General features: G+C 51.9%; 22 protein-coding genes and 3 pseudogenes. 13 read left to right on the plus strand and 12 right to left on the minus strand.

The window, feature by feature from the left end; genetic code table 11:
- Positions 1-326: 326 nt before the first annotated feature.
- Both HV127_RS30690 and ltrA read left to right on the plus strand, forming a co-directional pair.
- Entirely contained in the window at positions 327-809 is a 483-nt protein-coding gene (locus HV127_RS30690) for an MgtC/SapB family protein (protein WP_063942099.1), read from the plus strand.
- A gap of 753 nt (positions 810-1,562) precedes the next feature.
- On the plus strand, positions 1,563-2,912 hold the full coding sequence (ltrA, locus tag HV127_RS30695; RefSeq protein ID WP_181250926.1) for a group II intron reverse transcriptase/maturase: 1,350 nt from the start codon (positions 1,563-1,565) through the stop codon (positions 2,910-2,912).
- A gap of 120 nt (positions 2,913-3,032) precedes the next feature.
- Here the strand turns inward: ltrA and HV127_RS30700 are convergent, their stop codons facing one another.
- From HV127_RS30700 to HV127_RS30715, 5 genes are all read right to left on the minus strand, one after another.
- On the minus strand, positions 3,033-3,593 hold the full coding sequence (locus HV127_RS30700) for a hypothetical protein (RefSeq protein WP_003245852.1): 561 nt from the start codon (positions 3,591-3,593) through the stop codon (positions 3,033-3,035).
- An 812-nt stretch (positions 3,594-4,405) separates the two neighbouring features.
- Positions 4,406-5,110 (minus strand): IS6-like element IS26 family transposase, encoded by a 705-nt coding sequence (locus HV127_RS30705; RefSeq protein ID WP_032023936.1) that lies wholly within the window; start codon positions 5,108-5,110, stop codon positions 4,406-4,408.
- A 214-nt stretch (positions 5,111-5,324) separates the two neighbouring features.
- On the minus strand, positions 5,325-6,290 hold the full coding sequence (locus HV127_RS30710) for an ATP-binding protein (RefSeq protein WP_345944688.1): 966 nt from the start codon (positions 6,288-6,290) through the stop codon (positions 5,325-5,327).
- Complete coding sequence (locus HV127_RS32130; protein ID WP_345944689.1) at positions 6,244-6,432, minus strand: hypothetical protein; 189 nt, start codon at positions 6,430-6,432, stop codon at positions 6,244-6,246. The genes HV127_RS30710 and HV127_RS32130 overlap by 47 nt, the downstream gene beginning before the upstream one ends.
- Positions 6,414-7,394, minus strand: a complete 981-nt coding sequence (locus tag HV127_RS30715) for an IS5-like element ISKpn26 family transposase (RefSeq protein WP_016156491.1) — start codon at positions 7,392-7,394, stop codon at positions 6,414-6,416. The genes HV127_RS32130 and HV127_RS30715 overlap by 19 nt, the downstream gene beginning before the upstream one ends.
- Positions 7,395-7,462: 68 nt before the next feature.
- On the opposite strand from HV127_RS30715, the pseudogene HV127_RS30720 reads away from it, so the two are divergent.
- The 8 genes and pseudogenes from HV127_RS30720 to HV127_RS30755 form a co-directional block, all read left to right on the plus strand.
- Positions 7,463-7,597: pseudogene (locus HV127_RS30720) on the plus strand (4-oxalocrotonate tautomerase); the annotation flags it as partial.
- A 235-nt stretch (positions 7,598-7,832) separates the two neighbouring features.
- Positions 7,833-7,976: pseudogene (locus HV127_RS30725) on the plus strand (transposase); the annotation flags it as partial.
- 751 nt (positions 7,977-8,727) lie between these two features.
- Entirely contained in the window at positions 8,728-10,920 is a 2,193-nt protein-coding gene (gene glgB, locus HV127_RS30730; protein WP_032743941.1) for a 1,4-alpha-glucan branching enzyme, read from the plus strand.
- A 129-nt stretch (positions 10,921-11,049) separates the two neighbouring features.
- Positions 11,050-12,333, plus strand: coding sequence for a glucose-1-phosphate adenylyltransferase (gene glgC / locus HV127_RS30735; RefSeq protein ID WP_050074631.1), 1,284 nt, complete (start codon positions 11,050-11,052; stop codon positions 12,331-12,333).
- A gap of 89 nt (positions 12,334-12,422) precedes the next feature.
- The gene (gene glgA / locus HV127_RS30740; RefSeq protein WP_004197677.1) at positions 12,423-13,856 is read left to right on the plus strand and encodes a glycogen synthase GlgA; all 1,434 of its coding nucleotides are present in this window, start codon (positions 12,423-12,425) and stop codon (positions 13,854-13,856) included.
- Between the two features lie 18 nt (positions 13,857-13,874).
- Positions 13,875-16,322, plus strand: a complete 2,448-nt coding sequence (gene glgP / locus HV127_RS30745; RefSeq protein WP_182240952.1) for a glycogen phosphorylase — start codon at positions 13,875-13,877, stop codon at positions 16,320-16,322.
- Between the two features lie 104 nt (positions 16,323-16,426).
- A complete protein-coding gene (gene pgm / locus HV127_RS30750; protein WP_032743938.1) occupies positions 16,427-18,070 on the plus strand; it encodes a phosphoglucomutase (alpha-D-glucose-1,6-bisphosphate-dependent) in 1,644 nt (547 codons plus the stop codon).
- Positions 18,071-18,216: 146 nt separating this feature from the next.
- On the plus strand, positions 18,217-18,786 hold the full coding sequence (locus tag HV127_RS30755; RefSeq protein WP_032743937.1) for a helix-turn-helix transcriptional regulator: 570 nt from the start codon (positions 18,217-18,219) through the stop codon (positions 18,784-18,786).
- Between the two features lie 83 nt (positions 18,787-18,869).
- Here HV127_RS30755 and HV127_RS30760 read toward each other — a convergent pair.
- The 6 genes and pseudogenes from HV127_RS30760 to HV127_RS30785 form a co-directional block, all read right to left on the minus strand.
- Positions 18,870-19,319: pseudogene (locus HV127_RS30760) on the minus strand (MFS transporter); the annotation flags it as partial.
- Positions 19,320-19,470: 151 nt separating this feature from the next.
- On the minus strand, positions 19,471-19,674 hold the full coding sequence (locus tag HV127_RS30765) for an HHA domain-containing protein (RefSeq protein ID WP_049077905.1): 204 nt from the start codon (positions 19,672-19,674) through the stop codon (positions 19,471-19,473).
- A gap of 33 nt (positions 19,675-19,707) precedes the next feature.
- Entirely contained in the window at positions 19,708-20,076 is a 369-nt protein-coding gene (locus tag HV127_RS30770) for a hypothetical protein (protein WP_048293716.1), read from the minus strand.
- Between the two features lie 43 nt (positions 20,077-20,119).
- Complete coding sequence (locus tag HV127_RS30775; protein WP_048293717.1) at positions 20,120-20,614, minus strand: hypothetical protein; 495 nt, start codon at positions 20,612-20,614, stop codon at positions 20,120-20,122.
- 30 nt (positions 20,615-20,644) lie between these two features.
- A complete protein-coding gene (locus tag HV127_RS30780; RefSeq protein ID WP_182240954.1) occupies positions 20,645-21,220 on the minus strand; it encodes a hypothetical protein in 576 nt (191 codons plus the stop codon).
- Positions 21,208-21,477: a hypothetical protein gene (locus tag HV127_RS30785; RefSeq protein WP_020804424.1), complete on the minus strand. Its 270-nt coding sequence runs from the start codon at positions 21,475-21,477 to the stop codon at positions 21,208-21,210. The genes HV127_RS30780 and HV127_RS30785 overlap by 13 nt, the downstream gene beginning before the upstream one ends.
- Before the next feature lie 570 nt (positions 21,478-22,047).
- Here HV127_RS30785 and HV127_RS30790 point away from each other — a divergent pair.
- Genes HV127_RS30790 through HV127_RS30800 form a run of 3 tightly spaced genes read left to right on the plus strand, consistent with a single transcriptional unit; the run spans position 22,048 to position 24,021 of the window.
- On the plus strand, positions 22,048-22,362 hold the full coding sequence (locus tag HV127_RS30790) for a hypothetical protein (RefSeq protein WP_053011541.1): 315 nt from the start codon (positions 22,048-22,050) through the stop codon (positions 22,360-22,362).
- Positions 22,363-22,414: 52 nt separating this feature from the next.
- A complete protein-coding gene (locus HV127_RS30795) occupies positions 22,415-23,194 on the plus strand; it encodes a hypothetical protein (RefSeq protein ID WP_000535296.1) in 780 nt (259 codons plus the stop codon).
- 50 nt (positions 23,195-23,244) lie between these two features.
- On the plus strand, positions 23,245-24,021 hold the full coding sequence (locus tag HV127_RS30800; RefSeq protein ID WP_053011542.1) for a site-specific integrase: 777 nt from the start codon (positions 23,245-23,247) through the stop codon (positions 24,019-24,021).
- A gap of 144 nt (positions 24,022-24,165) precedes the next feature.
- Here HV127_RS30800 and HV127_RS30805 read toward each other — a convergent pair whose 3' ends face one another.
- On the minus strand, positions 24,166-25,131 hold the full coding sequence (locus HV127_RS30805; RefSeq protein WP_023304042.1) for an Rpn family recombination-promoting nuclease/putative transposase: 966 nt from the start codon (positions 25,129-25,131) through the stop codon (positions 24,166-24,168).
- Positions 25,132-25,330 lie beyond the last annotated feature (199 nt).

Below are 25,330 nucleotides of genomic sequence, written 5' to 3' on the forward strand. Positions count from 1 at the left end.
TTAACGTTTAGTATTTCTTATTAAGTTTTTAACCACGGTCTTGCGGGCGCGAAACCGCTAGAGCGCTTACTTAGCGAAATGATGTACGCTTGGAAGCAATTGATTTAGCGTGGATTAAAGGTTAACTTCTTCTGAGTAAAATTCATAAAAGAAGGCAATAGCATTTGCGTCTTGCTGGTTCTTTGAGTAAAGGATAAAAGCTATGCTGGTGATAGGTATTACGAGCATAGGTGCGCAAGGCGCCCCAAACTTTGCGTTAGGTTCGGCCTTGTGAAGAGCCTAGATGAAGTACCGAAAAACGAGAAGTGACAACGAGGACGATGGAAATGTGGCAAGAGATATGGAATACAGTGCTATCGGAATTTTCCGATGTCCCGGATGCGGAGCAAGTTACACGTATCACACTGCGTCTTCTCGTTGCTGCAACCCTTGGAGGCCTATTGGGATACGAGCGGGAGCAGCAAGGCAAGAGTGCGGGGGTGCGAACACACATGATGGTTGCCATAGGGGCGGCACTGTTCGTCCTCATTCCCCAACAAGCAGGGGCATCAAGCGCAGATCTGAGTCGGATATTGCAAGGTCTGATTGCAGGTGTCGGGTTTCTTGGCACCGGAGCCATCATTATGGGAAATAGAGAAGTAGAGACTCGGGGGCTGACGACGGCGGCAAGTATATGGGTAACAGCGGCAATCGGCGTCGCTGCAGGAATGGGACGGGAAACGACCGCCGTCTTGAGCACTCTTATAGCTTTACTCATCCTTTCTGTAGTTCCTTGGATTTACCGGACTAAAAACCAAAATAAAGAGTGATGCGCAAGAACAAAATTTGCCGTCTAACAATTAGCTATCCTTTCAGTCGCTTCGAGCCGCAGGTAAACTCAAGCGTTATTTCTGCTTTTCGCTCTTAGTTGCCGTTAGAGACTTTCAGTCTGGCGGCTCAGTGCCAAAAGCGGATATTTCAATGTGCTGGTTTTAAAGTCCGCTTTTAGGTGTTAGCAGAACGTTGGAATTCAGCGGCTGCCGTAGGCAGTCCGCTGGAATGACTTGTGTACGCCCAGCATGGGCATGAACTAATGAGGTGAAAGTCCTCTGTAGGAAGGTCACCGTTCAATAACATACTGTTATTAAACGTTAACTACTAGCGAATGGCAAGGGCTTATCCGTGAGGATTGGTCTGGAGGAAGCCGCTAGCAAATTTGCGAGCTGATGAACAAGAACATCATATGAGGCGTAGGCTAGAGGTGAGTTGGCACAAGACGACGAAACCACGTGATCTAATGGCCACCGTAAATGATGCAGCAGTGCAAAGAAAGTTCATGCTCTTATCTGGGGAGATCTGCTTAACACGCGATCGGTCAATAACCAGTCAGGCTCTGGTTTATAAGTGCCTTGGCTTTTCAGTATCATCGACTGAAAAGAGCGAACCAGATGAAAACCGATAGCGCATGACGGGGCAACTCGGCATGTGATTAAGCAGAAGTCAGCAGACGGCATAGTAGCCCAACGCCCATCGTAATGGTTGGGATATGGTGAAGGCCTGAACATTTAGAAGAAGGAGGAGTCTTGTCAAACTTGTCGATACCCACTACGTCGCCAGACGATTACTATCAGCAGCGTATTGATCTGCAACCGGCCTTCAACAGCGATTTATTTCAACAACTACTCGAACCTGAGAATTTACACCGAGCGTGGCGTCAAGTTAAAGCCAATAAAGGCGCGGCAGGCATCGATGGCATGACCATCGAAGCCTTCCCGCTCTGGATGCAACAAGGCGGCTGGCAACAGTGTAAAACTCAACTTGAGCTAGGTGAGTATCAACCCTCAGCAGTCAGACGCGTAGAGATCGACAAACCCGATGGCGGTAAACGCAAACTAGGGATCCCTAACGTCATTGACCGTGTGATACAGCAAGCCATTGCTCAAATTCTCACGCCGTTGTTTGACCCTTTCTTCTCGGCTAATAGCTTCGGCTGTAGACCGAACAGGAATGCCAAACAAGCGGTACTGCAAGTAAGGGATATCATCAAACAGAAACGCAAATTTGCCGTCGATGTTGATCTATCCAAGTTCTTTGATCGAGTAAATCACGACCTGTTGATGACTCAATTGAGGATTAAGGTACAGGATAAGCGTCTGCTGGCGCTTATTGGTAAATACCTGCGTGCTGGCGTGATGATCAACGACCAATTTGAAGCAAGCTTCGAAGGCGTGCCTCAAGGCGGCCCACTCTCGCCATTACTCTCTAACATTATGCTGGATAGTCTGGATAAAGAGCTGGAAAGCCGAGGGCATAAATTCGCCCGCTACGCGGACGACTTTATCATTTTGGTAAGGTCTATTCGCGCGGGGGAACGGGTACTAAAGAGCATTACTCGCTACCTTGCCACTAAGCTAAAACTGGTTGTTAATGAACGGAAAAGCCAAGTGGTTAAGGTAGGTCAAAGCAAGTTCCTAGGGTTTACATTTAACCGCGGGAAGATCCAGTGGCATGCTAAAACATTGCACATTTTCAAACAAAAGATGAGGCGACTAACGAACCGAAATCGGGGCGTGAGTATGAGTTATCAGCTGTTTAAAATGCGTCAATACATGCAAGGTTGGATCAACTACTTTGGCATAGCCAATGCCTACCAAGGATGTGTCGATTTAGACCATTGGATCCGTCGTCGTGTTCGTATGTGCTACTGGCGTCAGTGGCGAAAACCACGGACTAAGGTACAAAACTTACTTAAACGTGGCGTTAGGATCCAAGCAGCTGTTGCTTGTGGTATTACAAGTAAAGGCCCTTGGCGTAGCTCTAAAACACCCGGGATACAGCAAGCGCTGAATAATGACTATCTTAAGAAAGCAGGTTTATGTTCACTGAGAGATGGATGGATTGCAGTTCATTATCCTAACCAGAAAGTGAGTTAGGCGTTCTAAATGAACCGCCCTGTGCGGAGCCGCATGCAGGGTGGTGTGGGGGCTGGAGGCTAGATACCTCCGGCTACCCGATTAGGCAACAACTCCACTGCCTATGGGTTTATAGCGGATTTACTTAGGTTGGTACTCCAATGATGAATGGTGAAGGTTAATGCGCAAATTTCCCGCATCGTCTTTAACGTAACCCCACGTTTTGTCAACGGTAGTCACTTTCCCATTTTTATCTGTGAAGTGAACTTTCCCCATAGTAATTGCGCTATTGCCATCAAGAAAAATAGCAGAAGTGACAGGCTCACATTTTTTCCAGCCTTTTAGAGCAAAACCTGTGTCGGCAGGGAAGGATGGGTCACCGCCAACGAAATAAGATAGCGCACCGGCACGTGTGGGGCGAAATGTTTGAGGGTTCACCGTGAGCGTAGGCTTAAAGAGTACTGCGCCCATTTGGTAGGCGTAAGCGGAATCTATGACTTTCTCGGCCAATGCTCTCGCTGCTACTTTTCCATCCTTTTCGTATGCGGCGTTGATATCAAGAAGAGCAGCACACCATGCTTGCTGAGCTGTTAATGCTTCCTTCTCTGTTACTGCCTGATTTACAACGATGGGCTCGTTTGCGTTCGCAATATTTGAGGTAAGTGCGACTAATGCTGTTAATGCTACAAGTTTGACTTTCATAGTTGGGAGACCTCTGGGTTGAAAGAATTGGATTGTTGCGTGTTTGACTGTGCCTAACAGTTATTATGTAGACCTCTCAGTAACATCCGAAAGGCAAAACAAATTTATACCTATGAGTTTACTGAAAATCAATAACTTAAGAAGCTAGTTAAGGACTTAATTTACTTTTAATGTACGACATTACTGAGACTTCTCAGTAATGCCTCCACCCAAAAACGGGGGAATATTATTAATATCAATACCTTATCTTGATTTAGCCTCCTTATCATCAGGTGTTACTGAGAAGTCTCAGTAACACACTCGATAATCAACAAAGGAGCTTACATGACTCGTTCACCTTTCCTTGAAAGCATCAGGCAGGTTATACGAACCCCAAAATACTCAACTCAGACTGAAAAATGTCCGGTTTTTAAGTAAAAGCGGTCATTCGCAATTGGATTATGTTAAGGTGTTGAAATTCTGCTATTCGCTCTTAGCTGACGATCAATTAACTGTATGACTGCTGAAGCTGGTGGTTACATGAAAGTGCAACGGGTTGTAAGCCGCGATTGATCGTGGTGATAAATTTGGGTGATGTTTTGCAGCTTTGCTAATTTGCTAATTTTGGTGTAGTAGTTCACTCAAGTAGCTATTTCGCTTATGTGAGTTACTGTGGGCATCTGTAATACCCCTTAGTTCATCCGAGCTACCAACTATATGGATCTCAACCTCGGCTCTGGTAATCGCGGTATACAGCCACGCTCTATCAACGATTTTGCCTGGCACTGTTGCAAAGTTAGCGATGAGGCAGCCTTTTGTCTTATTCAAAGGCCTTACATTTCAAAAACTCTGCTTACCAGGCGCATTTCGCCCAGGGGATCACCATAATAAAATGCTGAGGCCTGGCCTTTGCGTAGTGCACGCATCACCTCAATACCTTTGATGGTGGCGTAAGCCGTCTTCATGGATTTAAATCCCAGCGTGGCGCCGATTATCCGTTTCAGTTTGCCATGATCGCATTCAATCACGTTGTTCCGGTACTTAATCTGTCGGTGTTCAACGTCAGACTGGCACCGGCCTTCGCGTTTGAGCAGAGCAAGCGCGCGACCATAGGCGGGCGCTTTATCCGTGTTGATGAATCGCGGGATCTGCCACTTCTTCACGTTGTTGAGGATTTTACCCAGAAACCGGTATGCAGCTTTGCTGTTACGACGGGAGGAGAGATAAAAATCGACAGTGCGGCCCCGGCTGTCGACGGCCCGGTACAGATACGCCCAGCGGCCATTGACCTTCACGTAGGTTTCATCCATGTGCCACGGGCAAAGATCGGAAGGGTTACGCCAGTACCAGCGCAGCCGTTTTTCCATTTCAGGCGCATAACGCTGAACCCAGCGGTAAATCGTGGAGTGATCGACATTCACTCCGCGTTCAGCCAGCATCTCCTGCAGCTCACGGTAACTGATGCCGTATTTGCAGTACCAGCGTACGGCCCACAGAATGATGTCACGCTGAAAATGCCGGCCTTTGAATGGGTTCATGTGCAGCTCCATCAGCAAAAGGGGATGATAAGTTTATCACCACCGACTATTTGCAACAGTGCCGAGAAAACTGGTTAAGATCGGCTTCGGTTTTAAGGCCCTTAGCCAGTTCAGCCGCCAGCGCTTTGAGTTTCTTTTCGTCCATAATTTGCCTGTCTCCGTTGTTGGAATGAACATATCAAAAACAGGCAGATACACAATTTAAATTACAGTCTCAAAGTAACTCATCCACAACGGTCTCTTTGAATTGACTTAACTCGACTTTGATTTGAACCATTAGCTCCAGAGCATCATCAAAATGATAACTTGATACTGCTTCAGACAGAGCGTAGCTCAGTTCCGGATTAAGCTTTTCAAAACAGGACTTATACTTGGAATAATAAAATTCAGACTCTAAGTCGCACTCTTCTAGCAATGCTGTCAGGTGGCTCACTTTAGACTCAAACTCCTCGACTGATTTGATATCACACTCGTGTTGAAGATGAGTGGTATCAACGAGCGCAGATTCTGGAAGGTCTTTGTACTTAGGAATTACTGATACTCCGAAGTGGTCAATATCGAGTTTGATGGTAAACCAGAAATTGCTTCCTTTATCTAGCTCACTGTCGACACCAACATGACCGCCCATTAACTCTGTAATGCGCTTAGAAATCGCAAGGCCAAGGCCAGTACCTCCGTATTTTCGGGTCGTTGAGGCGTCTACCTGCTGATAGCTGTCAAATACGACGGTCTGGTCGTGTTCAGACAAACCAATCCCCGTATCCATGACACTAAATAGCAGGTCAATATGTTTTTCGCTTCTTTGCACGACACTGACTGCGATGGTTACATCTCCTCCTCTAGAAAACTTGATGGCGTTACTCACATAGTTCAGGAGGATTTGCTTAATACGAAGTTGATCGCCAACGACCTGAGGAATGGACTGATCAACTTCAGTCATAAGATGAACATCGTTTTTTCTGGATTGGTGCTCAAAAATGTCGTACACATCCTGAATTGTCGCTCGAATATCGAATGGTGCCTTCTCAATATCAACCTTATTTGCTTCAAGTTTAGAAAGGTCCAGAATGTTGTTAATCAGTGTCAGCAAATGCTTGCCTGATCTATCGATTTTCAACAGGTTATTTTTCTGCTCAGACGTGAGGTCTGAATTTAAGGAAGGTGCGAATAAGCAGGTCATTTCTTCCCAAGCTGACTCGCTGATTAAAATTTCGCGGATCTGGGCCGATTTTTTTCCCGCAAACACATCGAATCAGCCTATTTAGGCTATTTTTTCCACCATTTCTGGCGTTATTTCCGGTTTTTACTGAGATCTCTCCCACTGACGTATCATTTGGTCCACCCGAAACAGGTTGGCCAGGGTGAATAACATCGCCAGTTGGTTATCGTTTTTCAGCAGCCCCTTGTATCTGGCTTTCACGAAGCCGAACTGCCGCTTGATGATGCGAAACGGGTGCTCCACCCTGGCACGGATGCTGGCTTTCATGTATTCGATGTTGATGGCCGTTTTGTTCTTGCGCGGATGCTGCTTCAAGGTTTTTACCCTGCCGGGACGCTCGGCGATCAGCCAGTCCACATCCACCTCGGCCAGCTCCTCGCGCTGTGGCGCTCCTTGGTAGCCGGCATCGGCTGAGACAAATTGCTCCTCTCCATGAAGCAGATTACCCAGCTGATTGAGGTCATGCTCGTTGGCCGCGGTGGTGACCAGGCTGTGGGTCAGGCCACTCTTGGCATCGACACCAATGTGGGCCTTCATGCCAAAGTGCCACTGATTGCCTTTCTTGGTCTGATGCATCTCCGGATCGCGTTGCTGCTCTTTGTTCCTGGTCGAGCTGGGTGCCTCAATGATGGTGGCATCCACCAAAGTGCCTTGGGTCATCATGACGCCTGCTTCGGCCAGCCAGCGATTGATGGTCTTGAACAATTGACGGGCCAGTTGATGCTGCTCGAGCAGGTGGCGGAAATTCATGATGGTGGTGCGATCCGGCAGGGCGCTATCCAGGGATAATCGGGCAAACAGGCGCATGGAGGCGATTTCGTACAGGGCATCTTCCATGGCACCGTCGCTCAGGTTGTACCAATGCTGCATGCAGTGAATACGCAGCATGGTCTCCAGCGGATAGGGCCGTCGGCCATTGCCCGCCTTGGGATAAAACGGCTCGATGACAGCGGTCATATTCTGCCATGGCAGAATCTGCTCCATGCGGGAGAGGAAAATCTCTTTTCGGGTCTGACGGCGCTTAGTGCTGAATTCACTATCGGCGAAGGTGAGTTGATGGCTCATGATGTCCCTCTGGGATGCGCTCCGGATGAATATGATGATCTCATATCAGGAACTTGTTCGCACCTTCCAAAGGTGATCCGGAGTTTCGGCGTTCGGTATGGATCCGGATTGATGAGCATGAGCCTGAGCAGTGGAGTCTGGGAGGAATGCAACCCACATCTCAAATGATTGCTGCAAAATTTGCACCGCCACAGCAGTCCTGACTCACATGTCGTCGTTTTTACTAAAATCACCACTGCGACATTCAATATAAAGATTTAAATTGCGATCAATTCGCGGACTATATCCATGTCCGCTCCTTTTTTACTTTCTTTCGGTTAACGGTTTCAGCTATTAATCAAACCAACAGGCCAAATGCATAAAAAAACAAAGCGCATAATCCCAGTGCAAAAAAAACGCCATACTGCTCCCTGATTCTTTACATTCCCGACCGCGCGGTTTGTTACCCAATATCGACGGAATATATTTAATCTGGATGCCATCGAAAAGCTATGCAAATACTTTGCCAGTGTGGGCGCTGATTTTGATGTTGAGCTGGTTGAAATGGACGACGAGCGAGATCACGCGCATCTGCTGATTAACTCCTCCCAAAGCGGCTATCAGCAAGCTAACAGCTTGAAAGGGGGTTAGCCGTCGCAAGATCAAATGACACGACCCGAATGGCATAAACCCGTGTGGAAATCAGACGCGCTCTGGCCACCGCCTTACTGCGTTGGAAGTGATGAGCAAATAATAAATTGAAGAGCCAAATCGCCTTCACTGGCGTCCTGTCGGAGGCTCCGCTTTGCATCCCGTGCTTAAAAGGAAGGGGCTTTCCGCGAACTGCCTGAGTACTGAGTATACTGAGAGGCCGTCAAAAAAATCCGAAAAAATTCTAGCATAGAGTTCTTGCCGTTTCCAGAGTATCCGCACGCCCCATCAACCAGTTATAAATGCTATTGAATGCGTGGTTAAAAGGTTTTTTATTCTACTAAGATGGCCTGTTTTCATTTTTTTGTATGAGATTCGAGTGGTGTTGCCATTAAGGGTGCTGCCCCTCTGATAATAACTTAAAAATAAGTTTTTCAATTCATAAAGAAATGAGTACTTACTCACAGAAAGAAAATCAGGAGTAATTATTCTGGAGTCAGATAATACAAAAAGCGTACGGCGCATTTAATTCACTTTTCAGGAGGTTAATCGCTCTATATTTGTGGACGACCGACATGTCTTAAGGCTCTGGAATAACGTGTTGATATTTCGATGCGCAGCATTGCAGCGGAATATTACCGGATCAATAAAGCAGAAAGAGGCGTTTTAATTCTTTCCGCAGGATGATAGTAGGGTGACTGACATGTCTGATTATAATGAAAAAAGTGCGATTTCAGCACTGCTCGCAGGTCATTGTTCCGATCCATTCTCTGTGCTTGGCATGCACTCAACCGCTGCTGGTCTGGAAGTGCGCGCATTATTACCCGATGCCACCGAGGTATGGGTGATTGAGCCGAAAACCGGGCGTAAAGCTGGCAAGCTCGAATGCCTCGATTCACGCGGATTCTTTAGCGGCGTTCTGCCGCGGCGAAAAAATGCTTTTCGTTACCAGCTGGCGGTCACCTGGCACGGCCAGCAAAACCTGATTGACGACCCTTATCGCTTTGGCCCGCTGCTGCAGGAGCTTGATGCCTGGCTGCTCGCCGAAGGAACCCATCTACGGCCCTACGAAACCCTGGGCGCCCATGCCGACATCATGGACGGGGTGACCGGGACGCGCTTTTCCGTCTGGGCGCCGAACGCCCGTCGGGTGTCGGTGGTCGGTCAGTTCAACTACTGGGATGGCCGTCGCCACCCGATGCGCCTGCGCAAAGAGTCTGGCATCTGGGAGCTGTTTGTTCCCGGCGCGCACAACGGCCAGCTGTATAAGTTCGAGCTGATTGACGCCCACGGGCACCTGCGGGTGAAATCCGACCCTTATGCTTTTGAAGCGCAGATGCGCCCGGAAACCGCCTCGCTGATCTGCGGCCTGCCGGAGAAAGTTGAGCAACCGCCGGCCCGTAAGCAGGCCAACCAGTTTGATGCACCGATTTCGATTTATGAAGTCCACCTCGGCTCCTGGCGTCGTCATACCGATAACCATTTCTGGCTGAGCTACCGCGAACTGGCCGATCGGCTGGTGCCCTACGTGAAGTGGATGGGCTTCACCCATCTCGAGCTGCTGCCGGTTAACGAACATCCGTTCGACGGCAGCTGGGGCTATCAGCCCACCGGGCTGTACGCGCCGACCCGTCGCTTTGGTACCCGGGAAGATTTCCGCTACTTCCTCCACGCCGCGCACGCCGCGGGCCTGAACGTGATCCTCGACTGGGTGCCGGGCCACTTCCCGGCCGATGACTTCGCCCTGGCGTTGTTTGACGGCACCGCGCTGTATGAACACAGCGACCCGCGCGAAGGCTATCACCAGGACTGGAACACGCTGATCTATAACTACGGCCGCCGTGAAGTCAGTAACTTCCTGGTGGGTAACGCGCTGTACTGGATCGAGCGCTTCGGCATCGATGCGCTGCGGGTGGATGCGGTGGCGTCGATGATCTACCGCGACTACAGCCGCAAGCAGGGTGAGTGGGTGCCCAACGAGTACGGCGGCCGGGAAAATCTCGAAGCGATCGAGTTCCTGCGCAATACCAACCGGGTGCTGGGCGAGCAGACGCCGGGGGCAGTGACGATGGCGGAGGAGTCCACCGATTTTGCCGGTGTCTCGCGCCCTGCGTCGACGGGCGGCCTCGGCTTCTGGTTCAAATGGAACCTCGGCTGGATGCACGACACCCTCGACTATATGCAACTCGACCCGGTCCATCGTCGGCATCATCACGACAAGATGACCTTCGGGATACTCTACAACTACACCGAAAACTTCGTCCTGCCGCTGTCGCATGATGAAGTGGTCCACGGTAAAAAATCGCTTCTTGACCGCATGCCCGGCGATGCCTGGCAGAAGTTCGCCAACCTGCGCGCCTACTACGGCTGGATGTTCGCCTTCCCGGGGAAAAAACTGCTGTTTATGGGCAATGAATTCGCCCAGGGACGGGAGTGGAACCACGACGCCAGCCTCGACTGGCATCTGCTGGAAGGGGACGACAACTGGCATCACGGGGTGCAGCGTCTGGTGCGCGATCTGAACCATACCTATCGTCATCATAAGGCGCTGCACGAACTGGATTTTGACCCGTACGGCTTTGAGTGGCTGGTTGTCGATGATCACGAACGGTCGGTATTTATCTTTGTCCGTCGCGATAAAGCCGGGAACGAGATAATCGTTGCCAGCAACTTCACGCCGGTGCCGCGTCACGGCTATCGCTTCGGGGTTAATCAGCCGGGGCGCTGGCGTGAAGAGCTGAACACCGACTCGATGCACTACCACGGGAGCAATACCGGCAACGGCGGCGGCGTGGCAAGCGAGGCGATCGCCAGCCACGGTCGGGAGCATTCGCTGTCGGTGACGCTGCCGCCGCTGGCGACAATCTGGCTGGTGCGGGAGTCTGCTGGTCAATAAAACACGCAGTCGATCTATTGCAGTTTACTTATTACCGGAGGTGATCACTTCTGAATTCATTTGCAGAAGAGTGAGGCTTTTTCTTCATTATTTTCTTTTATGGCTTTTATTAAATAGCAGGACATAATTATGAGTAAAATTGAATATACTGACAACGTAATGCTGTCGCGCCAGTTACCGCTTAAATCCGTGGCCCTGATCCTCGCCGGCGGGCGCGGAACCCGATTAAAAGACCTGACCACTATTCGCGCAAAACCTGCGGTGCATTTTGGCGGTAAATTCAGAATTATTGATTTTGCCTTATCAAATTGTATTAACTCAGGAATAAGACGTATTGGGGTTATTACACAATATCAGTCGCATTCACTGGTGCAGCATATTCAACGCGGTTGGGCATTCTTTAACGAAGAAATGAATGAGTTCGTGGATTTATTACCGGCACAGCAGCGGGTGCATGGGGAGAACTGGTATCGGGGGACGGCGGATGCTGTGACCCAGAACCTGGATATTATCCGCCGCTATGATGCGGAATATGTCGTTATTCTGGCCGGGGACCATATCTATAAACAAGATTATTCGCGGATGCTGCTTGATCACGTTGAAAAAGGGGCGCGCTGCACCGTGGCCTGCATGCCGGTCCCGGTTGAAGAGGCAAACGCGTTTGGCGTCATGGCCGTGGATGAGAATGAAAAAATCATTGAATTTGTTGAAAAACCGGCTAATCCACCCACCATGCCTGGCGATGAAACCCGCTCGCTTGCCAGTATGGGCATTTATGTGTTTGATGCGGAATATCTCTACCAGCTGCTGGCAGAAGACGATCGGGATGAAGGCTCCAGCCATGATTTTGGCAAAGATATTATTCCCAAAATAACGGCGGCAGGTGAAGCGTATGCGCATCCGTTCCCGCGCTCCTGCGTACAGTCCGATAATAATGCCGAGCCATACTGGCGCGATGTCGGGACACTGGAGGCGTACTGGAAAGCGAATCTGGATTTAGCCTCTGTGGTACCTGAACTGGATGTTTATGATCGTAACTGGCCTATCCGGACTTATGTCGAGTCGCTACCCAGCGCTAAATTTGTTCAGGACCGTTCCGGCAGTCATGGCATGACCATGAATTCTCTGGTATCCGGCGGCTGTATTATTTCCGGCTCGGTGGTGGTGCAGTCGGTTTTATTCTCCAAAGTTCGCATTAACTCGTTTTGTAATATTGATTCGTCGGTTTTATTACCGGGCGTCTGGGTCGGTCGCTCCTGCCGGATAAGACGCTGCGTGATCGACAGGGGATGTGTTATTCCGGAGGGAATGGTGATTGGCGAAAATGCCGTTGAGGATGCGCAGCGTTTTTATCGTTCGGAAGAGGGGATCATCCTCGTTACCCAGGAAATGCTGAACCGACTTGAACTATGAAGCCGTTGGCGGAAATAAAAGCTGCCGCAGCTGTGATTGCCGTCATTGGCATCGCGTCGCCTTCATGCCTGAATAATTAAGGAGCATCCATGCGAGTTTTACATGTAGGAGCGGAGATGTTCCCTCTGTTGAAAACGGGGGGGCTGGCTGATGTGACCGGTGCTCTCCCGGCGGCGCAAATAGCCGAGGGCGTGGATACCCGCGTGCTGCTGCCGGGGTTTCCCGCGATCCGCGACGGAGTAGGGGAACCGCAGGTGGTGGCCAGCAGGGAGACCTTCGCCGGGCCGATGACGCTGTTGTTTGGCGACTTTAACGGCGTGGGCATCTATCTGATTGATGCCCCGCATCTCTATGACCGACCGGGTAATCCTTATCATGACCCGCAGATGCAGGATTATCCCGATAACGTCCTGCGTTTCGCGCTGTTGAGTTGGGTCGCGGCTGAGCTTGCTGGCGGTCTGGATCCGTTCTGGCGGCCTGAAATCGTCCACGCCCATGACTGGCATGCGGGCCTCACGCCGGCTTATCTGGCCGCCCGCGGCAACCCCGCCAGGTCAGTGTTTACGGTGCACAACATTGCCTATCAGGGCTTGTTCCTCGCCCGGCATATGGCGGAGATCGCTTTACCGTGGTCATTCTTCCAGATGCATGGGGTGGAGTTTAAAGGACAGATCTCCTTCCTTAAGGCGGGCCTCTATTTCGCTGACCATATCACCACCGTCAGCCCGACGTATGCCCGTGAAATTACCGAACCGCAGTACGCGTTCGGTCTGGAAGAGTTGCTGCGGCAACGTCAGCGGGAAGGGCGACTGTCGGGGATCCTTAACGGCGTCGACGAAAGCATCTGGGATCCGCGCCGCGATCCGCTGCTGGCTGCGCCTTACGACCGGAACTCGCTGGCTGAGAAAGCGAAGAACAAGCAGCAGCTGCAGACGACGCTGGGGCTGAAGGAGGACGGCCGGGCGCTGTTGTTCACCGTCGTGAGCCGGCTCACCAGCCAGAAGGGGCTGGATCTGCTCCTTGGCGCACTGCCGGGAATCATTGCGCAGGGAGGGCAGCTGGCGCTACTGGGATCCGGCGACCCGGATTTGCAGGCCCGTTTTCTTGCCGCTGCGGCGCAATACTCCGGGCAGGTGAGTATCCGGATCGGTTACGACGAGGCGCTGTCGCATCAGATGATTGGCGGCGCCGACGTCATCCTGGTGCCCAGCCGTTTTGAACCCTGCGGTCTGACCCAGCTCTATGGCCTTCGCTACGGCACATTGCCGCTGGTTCGTCGCACCGGCGGACTGGCGGATACCGTCGCCGACTGTTCGCTCGAAAACCTTGCTGACGGGATCGCGAGCGGATTTGTGTTTACCGACAGCGAGACGGAATCGTTATTACATGCCATCCACCGGGCCTTTGTCCTGTGGTCCCGTCCCTCGCTGTGGCGGTACGTGCAACGTCAGGCAATGAGCATGGATTTTAGCTGGCAAATTGCCGCTAAGTCTTTCCACCAGTTGTATCAGCGTATTATTTAATTGCTACGGATAAGAAAAATGGAACCACGCATAAGTTATATTTCACCCAGTCTGAATGAAGAAGCGCTGCAGCATGCTATCGCTTATAAGCTCATGTTTATTCTTGGTAAAGATCCCTCACTTGCCAATAAGCATGAATGGCTCAACGCCACGCTGTTCGCCGTTCGCGATCGGCTGGTAGAACGTTGGCTGCGGGCGCATCGGGCGCGGATCTCGCAGCAGGCCCGGCAGGTTTATTATCTGTCGATGGAGTTTCTCATCGGCCGAACCCTCTCTAATGCCTTACTGTCGCTGGGCATCTATGAGGATGTGAAAACGGCTCTGGCAGGGATGGGGCTGGATCTGGAAGAGCTGATTGATGAGGAGAACGATCCGGGGCTGGGCAACGGCGGTCTCGGTCGTCTGGCGGCCTGTTTTCTCGATTCCCTGGCCACACTGGGGCTGCCAGGCCGCGGCTATGGTATCCGCTACGACTACGGTATGTTCAAGCAAAACATCATCGACGGCCGGCAGATGGAGTCACCGGACTACTGGCTGGAGTACGGTAACCCGTGGGAATTCGAGCGCCATAAAACCCGCTATACCGTGCGCTTTGGCGGACGTGTTCAACATGAGGGCAAAAACTCACGCTGGCTGGAAACCGAAGAAATTATTGCCGTGGCCTACGATCAGATTATCCCGGGTTATGACACCGATGCCACCAACACCCTGCGTTTGTGGAGTGCCCAGGCCAGCAGTGAAATTAATCTCGGTAAATTTAACCAGGGGGACTATTTCGCCGCCGTGGAGGATAAGAACCACTCTGAGAACGTTTCCCGCGTGCTTTACCCGGACGACTCGACCTATTCCGGGCGTGAACTGCGCCTGCGTCAGGAGTATTTCCTTGTTTCGGCGACGGTACAGGACATCCTCACCCGTCATTACCAGCTGTATCAAACCTATGACAACCTGGCGGATAAAATTGCTATCCACCTCAATGACACCCATCCGGTGCTGTCGATCCCGGAGCTGATGCGTCTGCTGATTGACGAACACCGCTTCAGCTGGGATGACGCGTTTGAGGTGACCTGTCGGGTCTTCTCCTACACCAACCATACCCTGATGAGCGAAGCGCTGGAGACCTGGCCGGTCGATATGCTGGGGAAAATCCTGCCGCGCCATTTGCAGATTATCTTCGAGATTAATGACTATTTTCTGAAAACGATGCAGGAGCACTATCCCGATGATATGGCGTTGCTGAGCCGGACCTCGATTATTGATGAGTCCAATGGTCGCCGCGTGCGGATGGCCTGGCTGGCGGTAGTGGTCAGTCACAAGGTTAACGGCGTGTCGGAACTGCACTCCCGGCTGATGGTGGAGTCGCTGTTTGCCGATTTCGCCAAAATCTTTCCGCGACGCTTCACCAACGTCACCAACGGTGTCACGCCGCGCCGCTGGCTGGCGGCCGCTAATCCGTCCCTTTCCGGGGTTCTGGACCGTTATATTGGCCAGACCTGGCGCACAGATTTAAGTCAGCTGAGTGAACTGGGGGAATATCAGGATTATCCGCTGGTTAACCAGGCCGTCAGCGAAGCCAAACTGGCGAATAAACAGCGGCTGGCCGATTATATTGCCCGCCAGCTGGGGGTGGTGGTTAATCCGAAGGCGCTGTTTGATGTGCAAATTAAGCGCATTCACGAATACAAACGCCAGCTGATGAATGTGCTGCACGTGATCACCCGCTATAACCGTATCAAGGCTGACCCGCAGGCCGACTGGGTGCCGCGAGTGGTGATTTTCGCCGGCAAAGCCGCATCCGCTTACCACACGGCAAAACAGATAATCCATCTGATTAACGATGTAGCCAAAGTCATCAACAGCGATCCGCAGATCGGCGACAAGTTAAAGGTGGTGTTCATTCCCAACTACAGCGTCAGTCTGGCGCAGACCATCATTCCGGCCGCGGATCTTTCTGAGCAGATTTCGCTGGCAGGGACCGAAGCCTCCGGGACCAGTAACATGAAATTCGCCCTCAACGGCGCGCTGACCATTGGCACGCTGGACGGCGCCAACGTTGAAATGCTGGAGCACGTGGGGGAGGAGAATATCTTTATCTTCGGTAATACCGCCGAACAGGTTGAGGCGCTGCGCAGCAACGGCTACCAGCCGCATGATTACTACGACCATGATGAAGAGTTGCGCCAGGCGCTGACCCAGATGGGGACCGGGGTGTTCAGCCCACAGGAGCCGGACCGCTATCGCGGTCTGCTGGATTCGCTGATTAACTTTGGCGACCACTATCAGGTTCTGGCCGATTACCGCAGCTATGTTGACTGTCAGGACAGGGTGGATGCGCTCTACCGAACCCCGGAAGAGTGGACCGCCAAAACAATGCACAACATTACCAACATGGGCTATTTCTCATCGGACCGTACGGTGCGGGAGTATGCGCAAAAGATCTGGTATATCGACAAAACGCAGCTCTAGGCCACATTCACGCCCCCGGGAGCGCCGGGGGAAAGGGGGCACCATCGGTGAGCGACCCAGCAGGAACACATTAATAAGCCTGACGGATATGACAGGAGAGAAAAATGACGGACAGTAAACGCGCAGGGGAGCCTGCGCAACAAAGTGATTTGATTAACGTCGCTCAGCTGACCGCGCAGTACTACGTACTGAAGCCGGAAGCGGGCAACGCGGAGCATGCGGTGAAGTTTGGCACCTCTGGCCATCGTGGCAGCGCAGGGCGCCATAACTTCAATGAGCAGCATATTCTGGCGATCGCTCAGGCGATTGCGGAAGACCGCGCGAAGAACGGGATTACCGGTCCCTGCTACGTAGGTAAAGATACCCACGCGCTCTCCGAACCGGCCTTTATTTCGGTTCTGGAAGTGCTGGCAGCCAACGGCGTTGATGTTATCGTGCAGGAAAACAACGGTTTTACCCCGACGCCGGCCATTTCCAATGCCATCCTGGTGCACAACAAAAAAGGCGGTCCGCTGGCGGACGGCATCGTGATTACGCCGTCGCATAACCCGCCGGAAGATGGCGGTATCAAGTACAACCCGCCGAACGGCGGCCCGGCGGATACCAACGTCACCAAAGTGGTCGAGAATCGCGCTAACGAACTGCTGGCCTCGGGTCTGCAGGGCGTCAGGCGCCTCTCCCTCGACGCGGCACTGGCATCCGGTCATGTCAAAGAGCAGGATCTGGTGCAGCCGTTTATTGAAGGACTGGCGGATATCGTCGATATGGCGGCGATTCAGAAAGCCGGCCTCAGGCTCGGGGTCGATCCGCTGGGCGGGTCCGGTATCGAATACTGGAAGCGTATCGCCGGGCACTACAAGCTCGATCTGACCATCGTCAACGATCACGTCGATCAAACCTTCCGCTTTATGCACCTTGATAAAGACGGCGCCATTCGCATGGACTGCTCTTCGGAGTGCGCGATGGCAGGGCTGCTGGCGCTGCGCGATAAGTTCGATCTGGCGTTCGCTAACGATCCGGATTATGACCGTCACGGCATCGTCACGCCGGCAGGTCTGATGAACCCGAACCACTATCTGGCGGTGGCGATTAACTACCTGTTCCGGCATCGTCCGCAGTGGGGCCAGGATGTCGCCGTCGGTAAGACGCTGGTCTCCTCGGCGATGATCGATCGCGTGGTGAACGACCTCGGCCGTAAGCTGGTGGAAGTGCCGGTGGGCTTTAAATGGTTTGTTGACGGTCTGTTCGACGGCAGCTTCGGCTTCGGCGGCGAAGAGAGCGCGGGCGCCTCGTTCCTGCGTTTTGACGGAACCCCGTGGTCGACCGACAAAGACGGGATCATCATGTGCCTGCTGGCGGCAGAAATCACCGCCGTCACCGGTAAAAACCCGCAGGAGCACTACGACGAGCTGGCCGCCCGCTTCGGCGCGCCAAGCTATAACCGTCTGCAGGCTTCGGCCACTTCCGCACAGAAAGCGGCGCTGTCGAAGCTGTCGCCGGAAATGGTCAGCGCCAGCCAGCTGGCCGGCGACCCGATCACCGCACGTCTGACCGCCGCGCCGGGCAACGGCGCATCGATTGGTGGTCTGAAAGTGATGACCGACAACGGCTGGTTCGCCGCACGTCCGTCAGGTACGGAAGACGCTTACAAGATCTACTGCGAGAGCTTCCTCGGTGAAGCACATCGTAAGCAGATCGAGAAAGAAGCGGTGGAAATCGTAAATAGCGTGCTAGCAGCGCACCATTAGAGCAACTGACGTACTCCGGGGAGCCGGGGTACGTCACAGTTAACCGGCGATGAAATTCACTTCTACGCCGACACCAGTCCAGGCGTCACTTTGTCAGAACGTAAGGAACGGTACGATTCGCAAAAGGTTATTGCTGCGGGGACTCTATGAATATCTATGTTGTTACCAATAATAATTTCATGCTTGAAGGTCTGAAATGTATGTTTAGCGACAACAGCCTCTCCGTCAACAGGGTTTTATTTTCCCGGATCACCGAAATTGCTTTCAGCAACAGCGATGTGGTGATTGTGGAGTCAGAGCTGAAAACCTGCGATGCCGGGCGTCTCAAACACCTGCACATTTCACCAGTCAATATCATCTTTTTATTAAAACCGCGGTCAGGAATGAGGGGGGCAGATCGCGAAGCGGTATTCATTGATACCGAATTAACAGGTAATGAATATCTCATGATAAGGCAGGTTTTTAAAAAAATGCGGATTCATCTGAAGAGGGAAAAGTTGGCGTTTACCAAAAGAGAAGCGCATATCATCCATCTGATTTTAAATGGCTACTCGCTGGTGGAAATTTCCCGCCGCCTGCTAATCTCCATAAAAACGGTTCAGTCTTATGTCAATATTATTTTGCATAAACTGAATGCCACAAAAATAAGTGAAATATACCGTTGTAAAAGCCTCATCATTGACAGCTTTGTCAGGAAAAATTTGCATCTTCAATGAGATATGGATTTTTCCTGATACACTATCCATCGATAAACGACAAAGAAAAAGGCAATGTCAGCGGCGACATTGCCTCGCGAATATTATAAGGTTTCGTTTTGCACCACACCACTGCGTGGGCCTGTATTACGTCCATTGCTCAGGAAGACCACGCCAAACAGCAGAATCACCGAGACGATGGCGGAGAACAGATAGAATACAAAATGGTAGCCAAACGCATCAAACAACATCCCCACCGGGATCGATAACAACACGATACCCAGCGAGCTGGCGATCTGAAATCCTACAAGAAAGATGGTGGAAGATAAGCGAGAATCAAAGTTGGACACGCTGTATTTGAATACCGAGATCACAAACAGCGGTACTTCAATCGCATGAAATAGCTTAATCAGCGAGATGATGTAAGGGCTTTCTGAGGTTGCTGACACCAGAATGCGACAGATCATGATCATGCCTCCTGCAATCAGCGCTTTTTTCGCTCCCACCTTGTTTACAAAGAAGGGGATGACGGCCATTCCGATGGCTTCCAGCAAGAATAACTACCATAGTGCCTGCTACAGCGGCTAAGAAAAAAGTGGTGAAGAATGCGCATCCGACTACCAGTAACAATCCAATCAGTTCAAATATCATATTCATGATTGCGCTCCAGGTGAGATAACTGCGAACAGACTGATGCTGGCTGTATTATTTAACATATTTCCAGACGCCTGCAGGTATTTTATCATAAAACTTCCCCATTGCCATTTCCGCCAGCCGGTGATCAACCGCGGCATTGAAATGCTCAAGCTCATCATCTGACAGAGAATATTTATTTTTTTCTATTATCCTTTCCAGGGTTTCCTTTGATGTACAGCGCCGTAGTCGAAAAATCCATTCCTGTTTCGTCATTGGTTTTTTATATCCTGAGGTGTCCCGGTAATATCATTCTGGAAGATGCTTTTCTTTCAGCCGGTTATGAGTGAACCATTTTGCATATATGATGTAACCCACAAAAGTTAAGAGTGCGGACAGGCTATATATCCGGAGAACAGGTACCACGTGATGAAAACGTATCATCTGACCGGATTCATCTGCCAGACTCATTAATGCATTGCTGTATGGTTCAGTCTGAAAGAACTCGTAGTAAGGTACCATCACAACGTGAAGAAAAAATAAATTAAGCAGATACGTCAGAGAGAACGCGTGCTCCTGCCCGTTATAGGGCGCATACTGCGCGAAGGCGAACATCCATCCTGTGAAAAGCAGAAAACACATCGTGAAATACACCACCACCCATATCGCTGTTTTCATCACTGCCCCTCAGTTATATAATTTTTCTGTAACGCAAATTTCTTCAGGCGTTATGGCCCGTGCCGTTCTGCTTCAGATAATCACTGATGCTCAGGCCGGACAAGCGAATTATATCCGAAATCTCCCTGAACTGCTCCTCCCAGCCGTCCTGCAGCTCCCTGATTGCCGCGATCTGGAAAGCAACACTGAAAGGCGTTCTGCCCAGTTTCTCGGAAAGCCAGAACAGATGCTTGCCAATCTCTTCGTCCGGTACCGAATCGAGCGCATCACTCAGTAAGGTTTTTTCGTCTTCCTGCCAGGGATGACCGGCTCGCGGAAAACGCGGATCAGGCTGGCGGTCTTTTTTCTCCCTTTTTTCCCGTCTGGCAACGGCCGGCGCTTCGCCTTTTTTCAAGCCGACGCGCGCTTTCATGGCGCCGATGGCAGCGACGGCCAGTACCAGCGTTTCACGCTCCTTGCGCGTGAGCAGGCTGTCCTCGCAAATCAGGGTGTTCAGGTTATCGATCAGCGTATTCAGCCCGGGTTCAGTGACTTTCATTTTATGCTCCTGTTCCTTGTGTGGTGGCGATCAGTCCCGGCTCTCATTCACCTGAACGATGACCGGCAGGCCTGCATCAAAACAGGCCTGATACCAGCTGGCCACCTGCAGGGGATCGCCCTCTTTTATCCGGCGTATGCCGCCGGCATCCGTCAGCTGCAGGTAGGTGGTACCGTCCAGACGGATCACGTAGGCCGCTTCCCTGATGGTGTAATGGCCGTCATCCAGCTGCAGCTCCACCGCGTCACCGGCAGCCGTCTGGCGTAACGGCAGACGCCGGACGTCGGTCAGTCGTTGTCGTGCCGTTTCAGCCTCGCGTTCTGCCTGGAAGAGCGGTTCTGCAATGCCGCGACCGGCCTCCGTCAGCTCGACGGCCAGCTGCAGGTTCGGCGCGCGCAGGGTGCGCAGCCAGCCCGCGGCTTCCATGCGCCGGCAGGAGGCGCGCAGGTTCGGTCCGTACACCGGGGCGTCCCCGCCCTGCTCCAGCACCCGCTCGATATCCCGCGTCGCCACCGGCCCCGGACGTTTCGCATCGAGGGCGGCCAGCACAATCAGTACCCGTCGCTGCAGCGGCGACGGCCTGCGGGAGGTTGTTACTGCTGCCATGAACGTTGTTCTGCTGTGGGAGCGCGCAGGAGCATTCCGGTGAGGCGCAGATGGTCCCTGTCGGCGACGTCTTCCGGGGCACGGCCCGCCATCGCCAGGTGGTACCAGAGTTCGATCGCGCTGCGTGCCCAGGCAATCTCCGCATCGGGGTCATTGCAGTCTGCGCGGCCGGCTCGTTCGAGACACCCGTTAATGAAGTCTTCCGTGTCGGCGGTCATCGTTTCATAGCTGAGGCGAAAGTATACTTTTTCATCCATCCTGCACGCTCCGTCTGATAATGTCTGGTTAAGTGTAAAGTCATATCATGTATAGTTTATTGCTAATCAATTAAACATCATATCAGATATGATTTTATTATTAATGATAAATATCATTCTTAGTATGATTTTATGCATGTTCATTAATTATCATATCTATTGCGGATTTCCCGCCTCGCAGATCCGGTTTCTGGCTGTTCCGGATCTCCGTCAGACCCACCGGCGCTCTGCGGCCCCCTGACACAATATGTAGCGGTGTTATCAGCTGCTGGTTACGCTATATGTTGTGTTAACCCCCTGCCCCGTGACCGCCCGCTCAACACCGGAAAAGGGCGCTTTGCTTATTCCCTGACCGTGGTACACTTCCGGAAACTTCGTTATACGTGAAAAGTCGGATCCGGACGGAACGGCCGTCCGGTAATTTAACAGAGTGGTTATATGCCTACTTATTATCATCCTGAAAATGATAACGGAATGGGAAAATCATCCCTGTGACAGAAGCAGGGTTGTGCTGCGCGTCATCATTACTCTGCGTGACTATTGAACCGGATACTATTTTTGAGGCGAGGTATGGGTAAACCAACATTTAGGTCATTTTACGATGTGGTCCGGGAGCTTGAGGATGTATATGACCATAAAGAGCTATGGCTGTATTCAGGAGCGGCATACGCAACGCCAACAGAAATGATTAACGCCAGACATAACTGGAAATCGCCAAAAATCCTGAAACGTAACGGAAGAATGGTTGCAGAACGAATGGATAACTCGGACTCATGGCAACTGGTTGGTGACTACAAAAAACCGCTGTTCCAACATTGTGCTCCGCCCTGGCAATCCTGTCAGATAGATGACTATTTTAAAGGCTATTACATTATCGCCCCCTGAAGGTCAGAGGAGTAATGGATGGCGGGATTACATCATTGATGGCGAGGTTTAAATGGGAAGTATGAAAGAACTGCTGTTTGAAATGCAGGAGGAACGGCGTGACGAATGGATTGCGGAAAATTATCCGGATGCTGAGGAAGGAACTCCTGAATGGGATGCGGCAGCGCAGGAATACAGCTGGTTTCAGGACTGGATGGAAGAGGCGGCTGAGCAGCAATATTTTGAGGCTTCGCTTGCCAGTATTCCTGACCGCCTGCAGGATGCAAAGGCTGAACTGGATGAGTTAGAGAGCCTGATGCAGTTCAACCAACCCAGGATCGTAGAGCGGATGGCTTACGTTCATTGCGTGAGTGTACTGGACAGCTTTCTGATGTACAGCGCAAGAGCACTTCTTAGTCATCCCCCGCATTTACAGAAGTTCCTGCACGAGGCTGATTCGTTGGTTCCTAATAAGGAAGACAGAAGAAAATTACTTGCTTCCAAATGGGTCGAGCAGGAGCCGGATAAAGACACTCCTGAGAAGGTTTATACCTGGCGAGCTCAGTCTCTTGTAGCGAAGAAGACATTTCAGAGCCACAAAGTGATAGGTCGGTATTTTTCAAGGATGCTGACAACGCCACATGAGTGGCCATTGGAGGAGATTAAGGGTGTAATCAAGACCCGAAACGCACTGGTACACCGTAATGGAGTTACCGAATCTCTTGAACCCGTGTATATCAGTTCGGGGAGTGTGCAGAATGCTATCTGCACGGTACGAGCATTTATTACCGTGGCGGCTGAAACCCTTCTGCAGGAAGATGCACTATACAGGACGGATGATGGCATATTCTGAAATTACCGCAGCGACACCATCCATAAGCGTCTTCACTGAGGGATATGTCGATGACTTCGCTTCCCGCTAACTGTATACCAGTAAGCAACACATCATTACCTGTCGCCATAGACTACCCAGCAGCGCTGGCACTTCGCCAGATGGCTCTCGTTCAGGACGAACTCCCGAAATACCTGCTGGCGCCGGAAGTCAGCGCCCTGCTCCACTACGTGCCGGATCTTCACCGCAAGATGCTGCTGGCGACGCTCTGGAACACGGGCGCGCGAATTAACGAAGCGCTGGCGCTGACAAGGGGGGATTTTTCGCTGTCCCCACCGTATCCGTTCGTGCAGTTGGCCACGCTCAAACAACGAGCGGAGAAATCGGCCAGAACAGCAGGCCGTGCCCCAGCAGGCAGTCAGGCCCACCGTCTGGTGCCCCTCTCCGATCACCAGTACGTCAGCCAGCTGCAGATGATGGTGGCCACCCTGAAAATTCCGCTCGAGCGACGTAATAAGCGTACCGGCAGAACCGAAAAGGCGCGTATCTGGGAGGTCACTGACCGGACGGTACGGACCTGGCTGAATGAAGCAGTGGAGAATGCGGCCGCTGACGGGGTGTCATTCTCTGTGCCGGTCACACCGCACACGTTCCGGCACAGTTATGCGATGCACATGCTGTATGCCGGCATTCCGCTGAAGGTCCTGCAGAGCCTGATGGGCCACAAGTCAGTGAGCTCAACGGAGGTCTACACGAAGGTGTTTGCGCTCGATGTGGCGGCACGTCACCGGGTTCAGTTCCAGATGCCGGGGACCGAGGCGGTGGCGATGCTGAAAGAACGAATTTAACGGCTACAGGCTGACGCGCAGCAGGCTTGTCCAACCCCTTGTCTGTCCAGAAGCGAGTTCTGAACAGACAAGGGGTTCAGAATGAAATGCCGGGTAGGTACTTTGCCTCATCCGGGCAGTAAATGCGTTATCAGGAGGGATGAATCAGTGGCGGATCTGCGCCAGGTCGTCTTCAGTCAGACCGGTCATTTTCATCACGGTACTGCGGTCAATGCCGCTCCTGAGCATGGTGCGGGCAACTTCCAGCTTGCCTTCCAGTTTGCCTTCATTACGGCCTTTTTCAATACCACGTTGTTCACCCAGCTGGATGCCCTGCTCGATCCCCTGCTGGATACCCTTCTCAATACCTTTCTGCTCAAGCTGCTGTGCGATGGTCATAAGTGCGTCCCCGTGTTGCGGCACACGCAGTGCCAGTTCGCGTACAAAGGCTTCGGCGTCGGCTGTTTCGCCTGCCTGGACTATATAGTGTACCAGTGATATGACCTGGGATGAAGACAGGTATCCGGCCAGCAAAATGGGCGCCAGACGGTCAACCAGTTCAGCGAGGTCGCGCTGATGAATATGTTTCTGCAGTAAAGTCAGGGCGGCCATACTGCGGTGGCCGGCGATGTCATCATCCGGAATAACGGTCACATCAACCAGCGGGAAAGCGTTGCTGTAGAGGTTGCCTGCCAGCACGGGGTCGTCAAACTCATCCAGCCAGCGGGTGGAGTACGGATAGGGGCTGCGTTTACCTGTATAGAAAAGGACCGGTATCACCAGGGGCAACTTCTTATGGCCCGCTTCCAGATGGCGCTGCATGGCGGCTACCGCGTAACGTATCAGGCGAAACGCCATGTGCCTGTCCGGCGACGACTGGTGCTCAATAAGCACGTGAACGTAGCCGTCGCCGCCGGTGGTTTTCAGGCTATAGAGAACGTCGCTGAAATACTGACGGAGGTCATCCTCAACAAACGAGCCGGATTCCAGTTTAAGTGTGCTGAGGTCGCAGATGGCCTGCAACTCTGCCGGGAGATGCAGCTCCATGAAATCCCGGGCAATATCCGGTTGCGTCAGGAACTGCCGGAATGTCGCATCGTGGGGTGTGGGCGTGGTGGTTTTCTTTTTCATTGGTCCATGCTCTGAAAATAACTCTGTCATAATATCACAGGCAAAAAATGCTAAGGAAGGTGCGAATAAGCGGGGAAATTCTTCTCGGCTGACTCAGTCATTTCATTTCTTCATGTTTGAGCCGATTTTTTCTCCCGTAAATGCCTTGAATCAGCCTATTTAGACCGTTTCTTCGCCATTTAAGGCGTTATCCCCAGTT

The sequence above is a fragment of the Klebsiella sp. RHBSTW-00215 genome (assembly GCF_014103785.1).
Taxonomy (GTDB): Bacteria; Pseudomonadota; Gammaproteobacteria; order Enterobacterales; family Enterobacteriaceae; genus Klebsiella.

Coding starts and splice junctions, on each gene's coding strand:
- glgP (WP_182240952.1), top strand. CDS start 13,875: ATGGAACCACGCATAAGTTATATTTCACCCAGTCTGAATGAAGAAGCG.
- HV127_RS30790 (WP_053011541.1), top strand. CDS start 22,048: ATGGGTAAACCAACATTTAGGTCATTTTACGATGTGGTCCGGGAGCTT.
- pgm (WP_032743938.1), top strand. CDS start 16,427: ATGACGGACAGTAAACGCGCAGGGGAGCCTGCGCAACAAAGTGATTTG.
- HV127_RS30710 (WP_345944688.1), bottom strand. CDS start 6,290: ATGACCTGCTTATTCGCACCTTCCTTAAATTCAGACCTCACGTCTGAG.
- HV127_RS30690 (WP_063942099.1), top strand. CDS start 327: ATGTGGCAAGAGATATGGAATACAGTGCTATCGGAATTTTCCGATGTC.
- HV127_RS30795 (WP_000535296.1), top strand. CDS start 22,415: ATGGGAAGTATGAAAGAACTGCTGTTTGAAATGCAGGAGGAACGGCGT.
- HV127_RS30705 (WP_032023936.1), bottom strand. CDS start 5,110: ATGAACCCATTCAAAGGCCGGCATTTTCAGCGTGACATCATTCTGTGG.
- HV127_RS30800 (WP_053011542.1), top strand. CDS start 23,245: ATGACTTCGCTTCCCGCTAACTGTATACCAGTAAGCAACACATCATTA.
- glgA (WP_004197677.1), top strand. CDS start 12,423: ATGCGAGTTTTACATGTAGGAGCGGAGATGTTCCCTCTGTTGAAAACG.
- HV127_RS30755 (WP_032743937.1), top strand. CDS start 18,217: ATGAATATCTATGTTGTTACCAATAATAATTTCATGCTTGAAGGTCTG.
- HV127_RS30805 (WP_023304042.1), bottom strand. CDS start 25,131: ATGAAAAAGAAAACCACCACGCCCACACCCCACGATGCGACATTCCGG.
- HV127_RS30770 (WP_048293716.1), bottom strand. CDS start 20,076: ATGAAAACAGCGATATGGGTGGTGGTGTATTTCACGATGTGTTTTCTG.
- HV127_RS30700 (WP_003245852.1), bottom strand. CDS start 3,593: ATGAAAGTCAAACTTGTAGCATTAACAGCATTAGTCGCACTTACCTCA.
- HV127_RS30785 (WP_020804424.1), bottom strand. CDS start 21,477: ATGGATGAAAAAGTATACTTTCGCCTCAGCTATGAAACGATGACCGCC.
- HV127_RS30715 (WP_016156491.1), bottom strand. CDS start 7,394: ATGAGCCATCAACTCACCTTCGCCGATAGTGAATTCAGCACTAAGCGC.
- glgB (WP_032743941.1), top strand. CDS start 8,728: ATGTCTGATTATAATGAAAAAAGTGCGATTTCAGCACTGCTCGCAGGT.
- glgC (WP_050074631.1), top strand. CDS start 11,050: ATGAGTAAAATTGAATATACTGACAACGTAATGCTGTCGCGCCAGTTA.
- HV127_RS30775 (WP_048293717.1), bottom strand. CDS start 20,614: ATGAAAGTCACTGAACCCGGGCTGAATACGCTGATCGATAACCTGAAC.
- HV127_RS30765 (WP_049077905.1), bottom strand. CDS start 19,674: ATGACGAAACAGGAATGGATTTTTCGACTACGGCGCTGTACATCAAAG.
- HV127_RS30780 (WP_182240954.1), bottom strand. CDS start 21,220: ATGGCAGCAGTAACAACCTCCCGCAGGCCGTCGCCGCTGCAGCGACGG.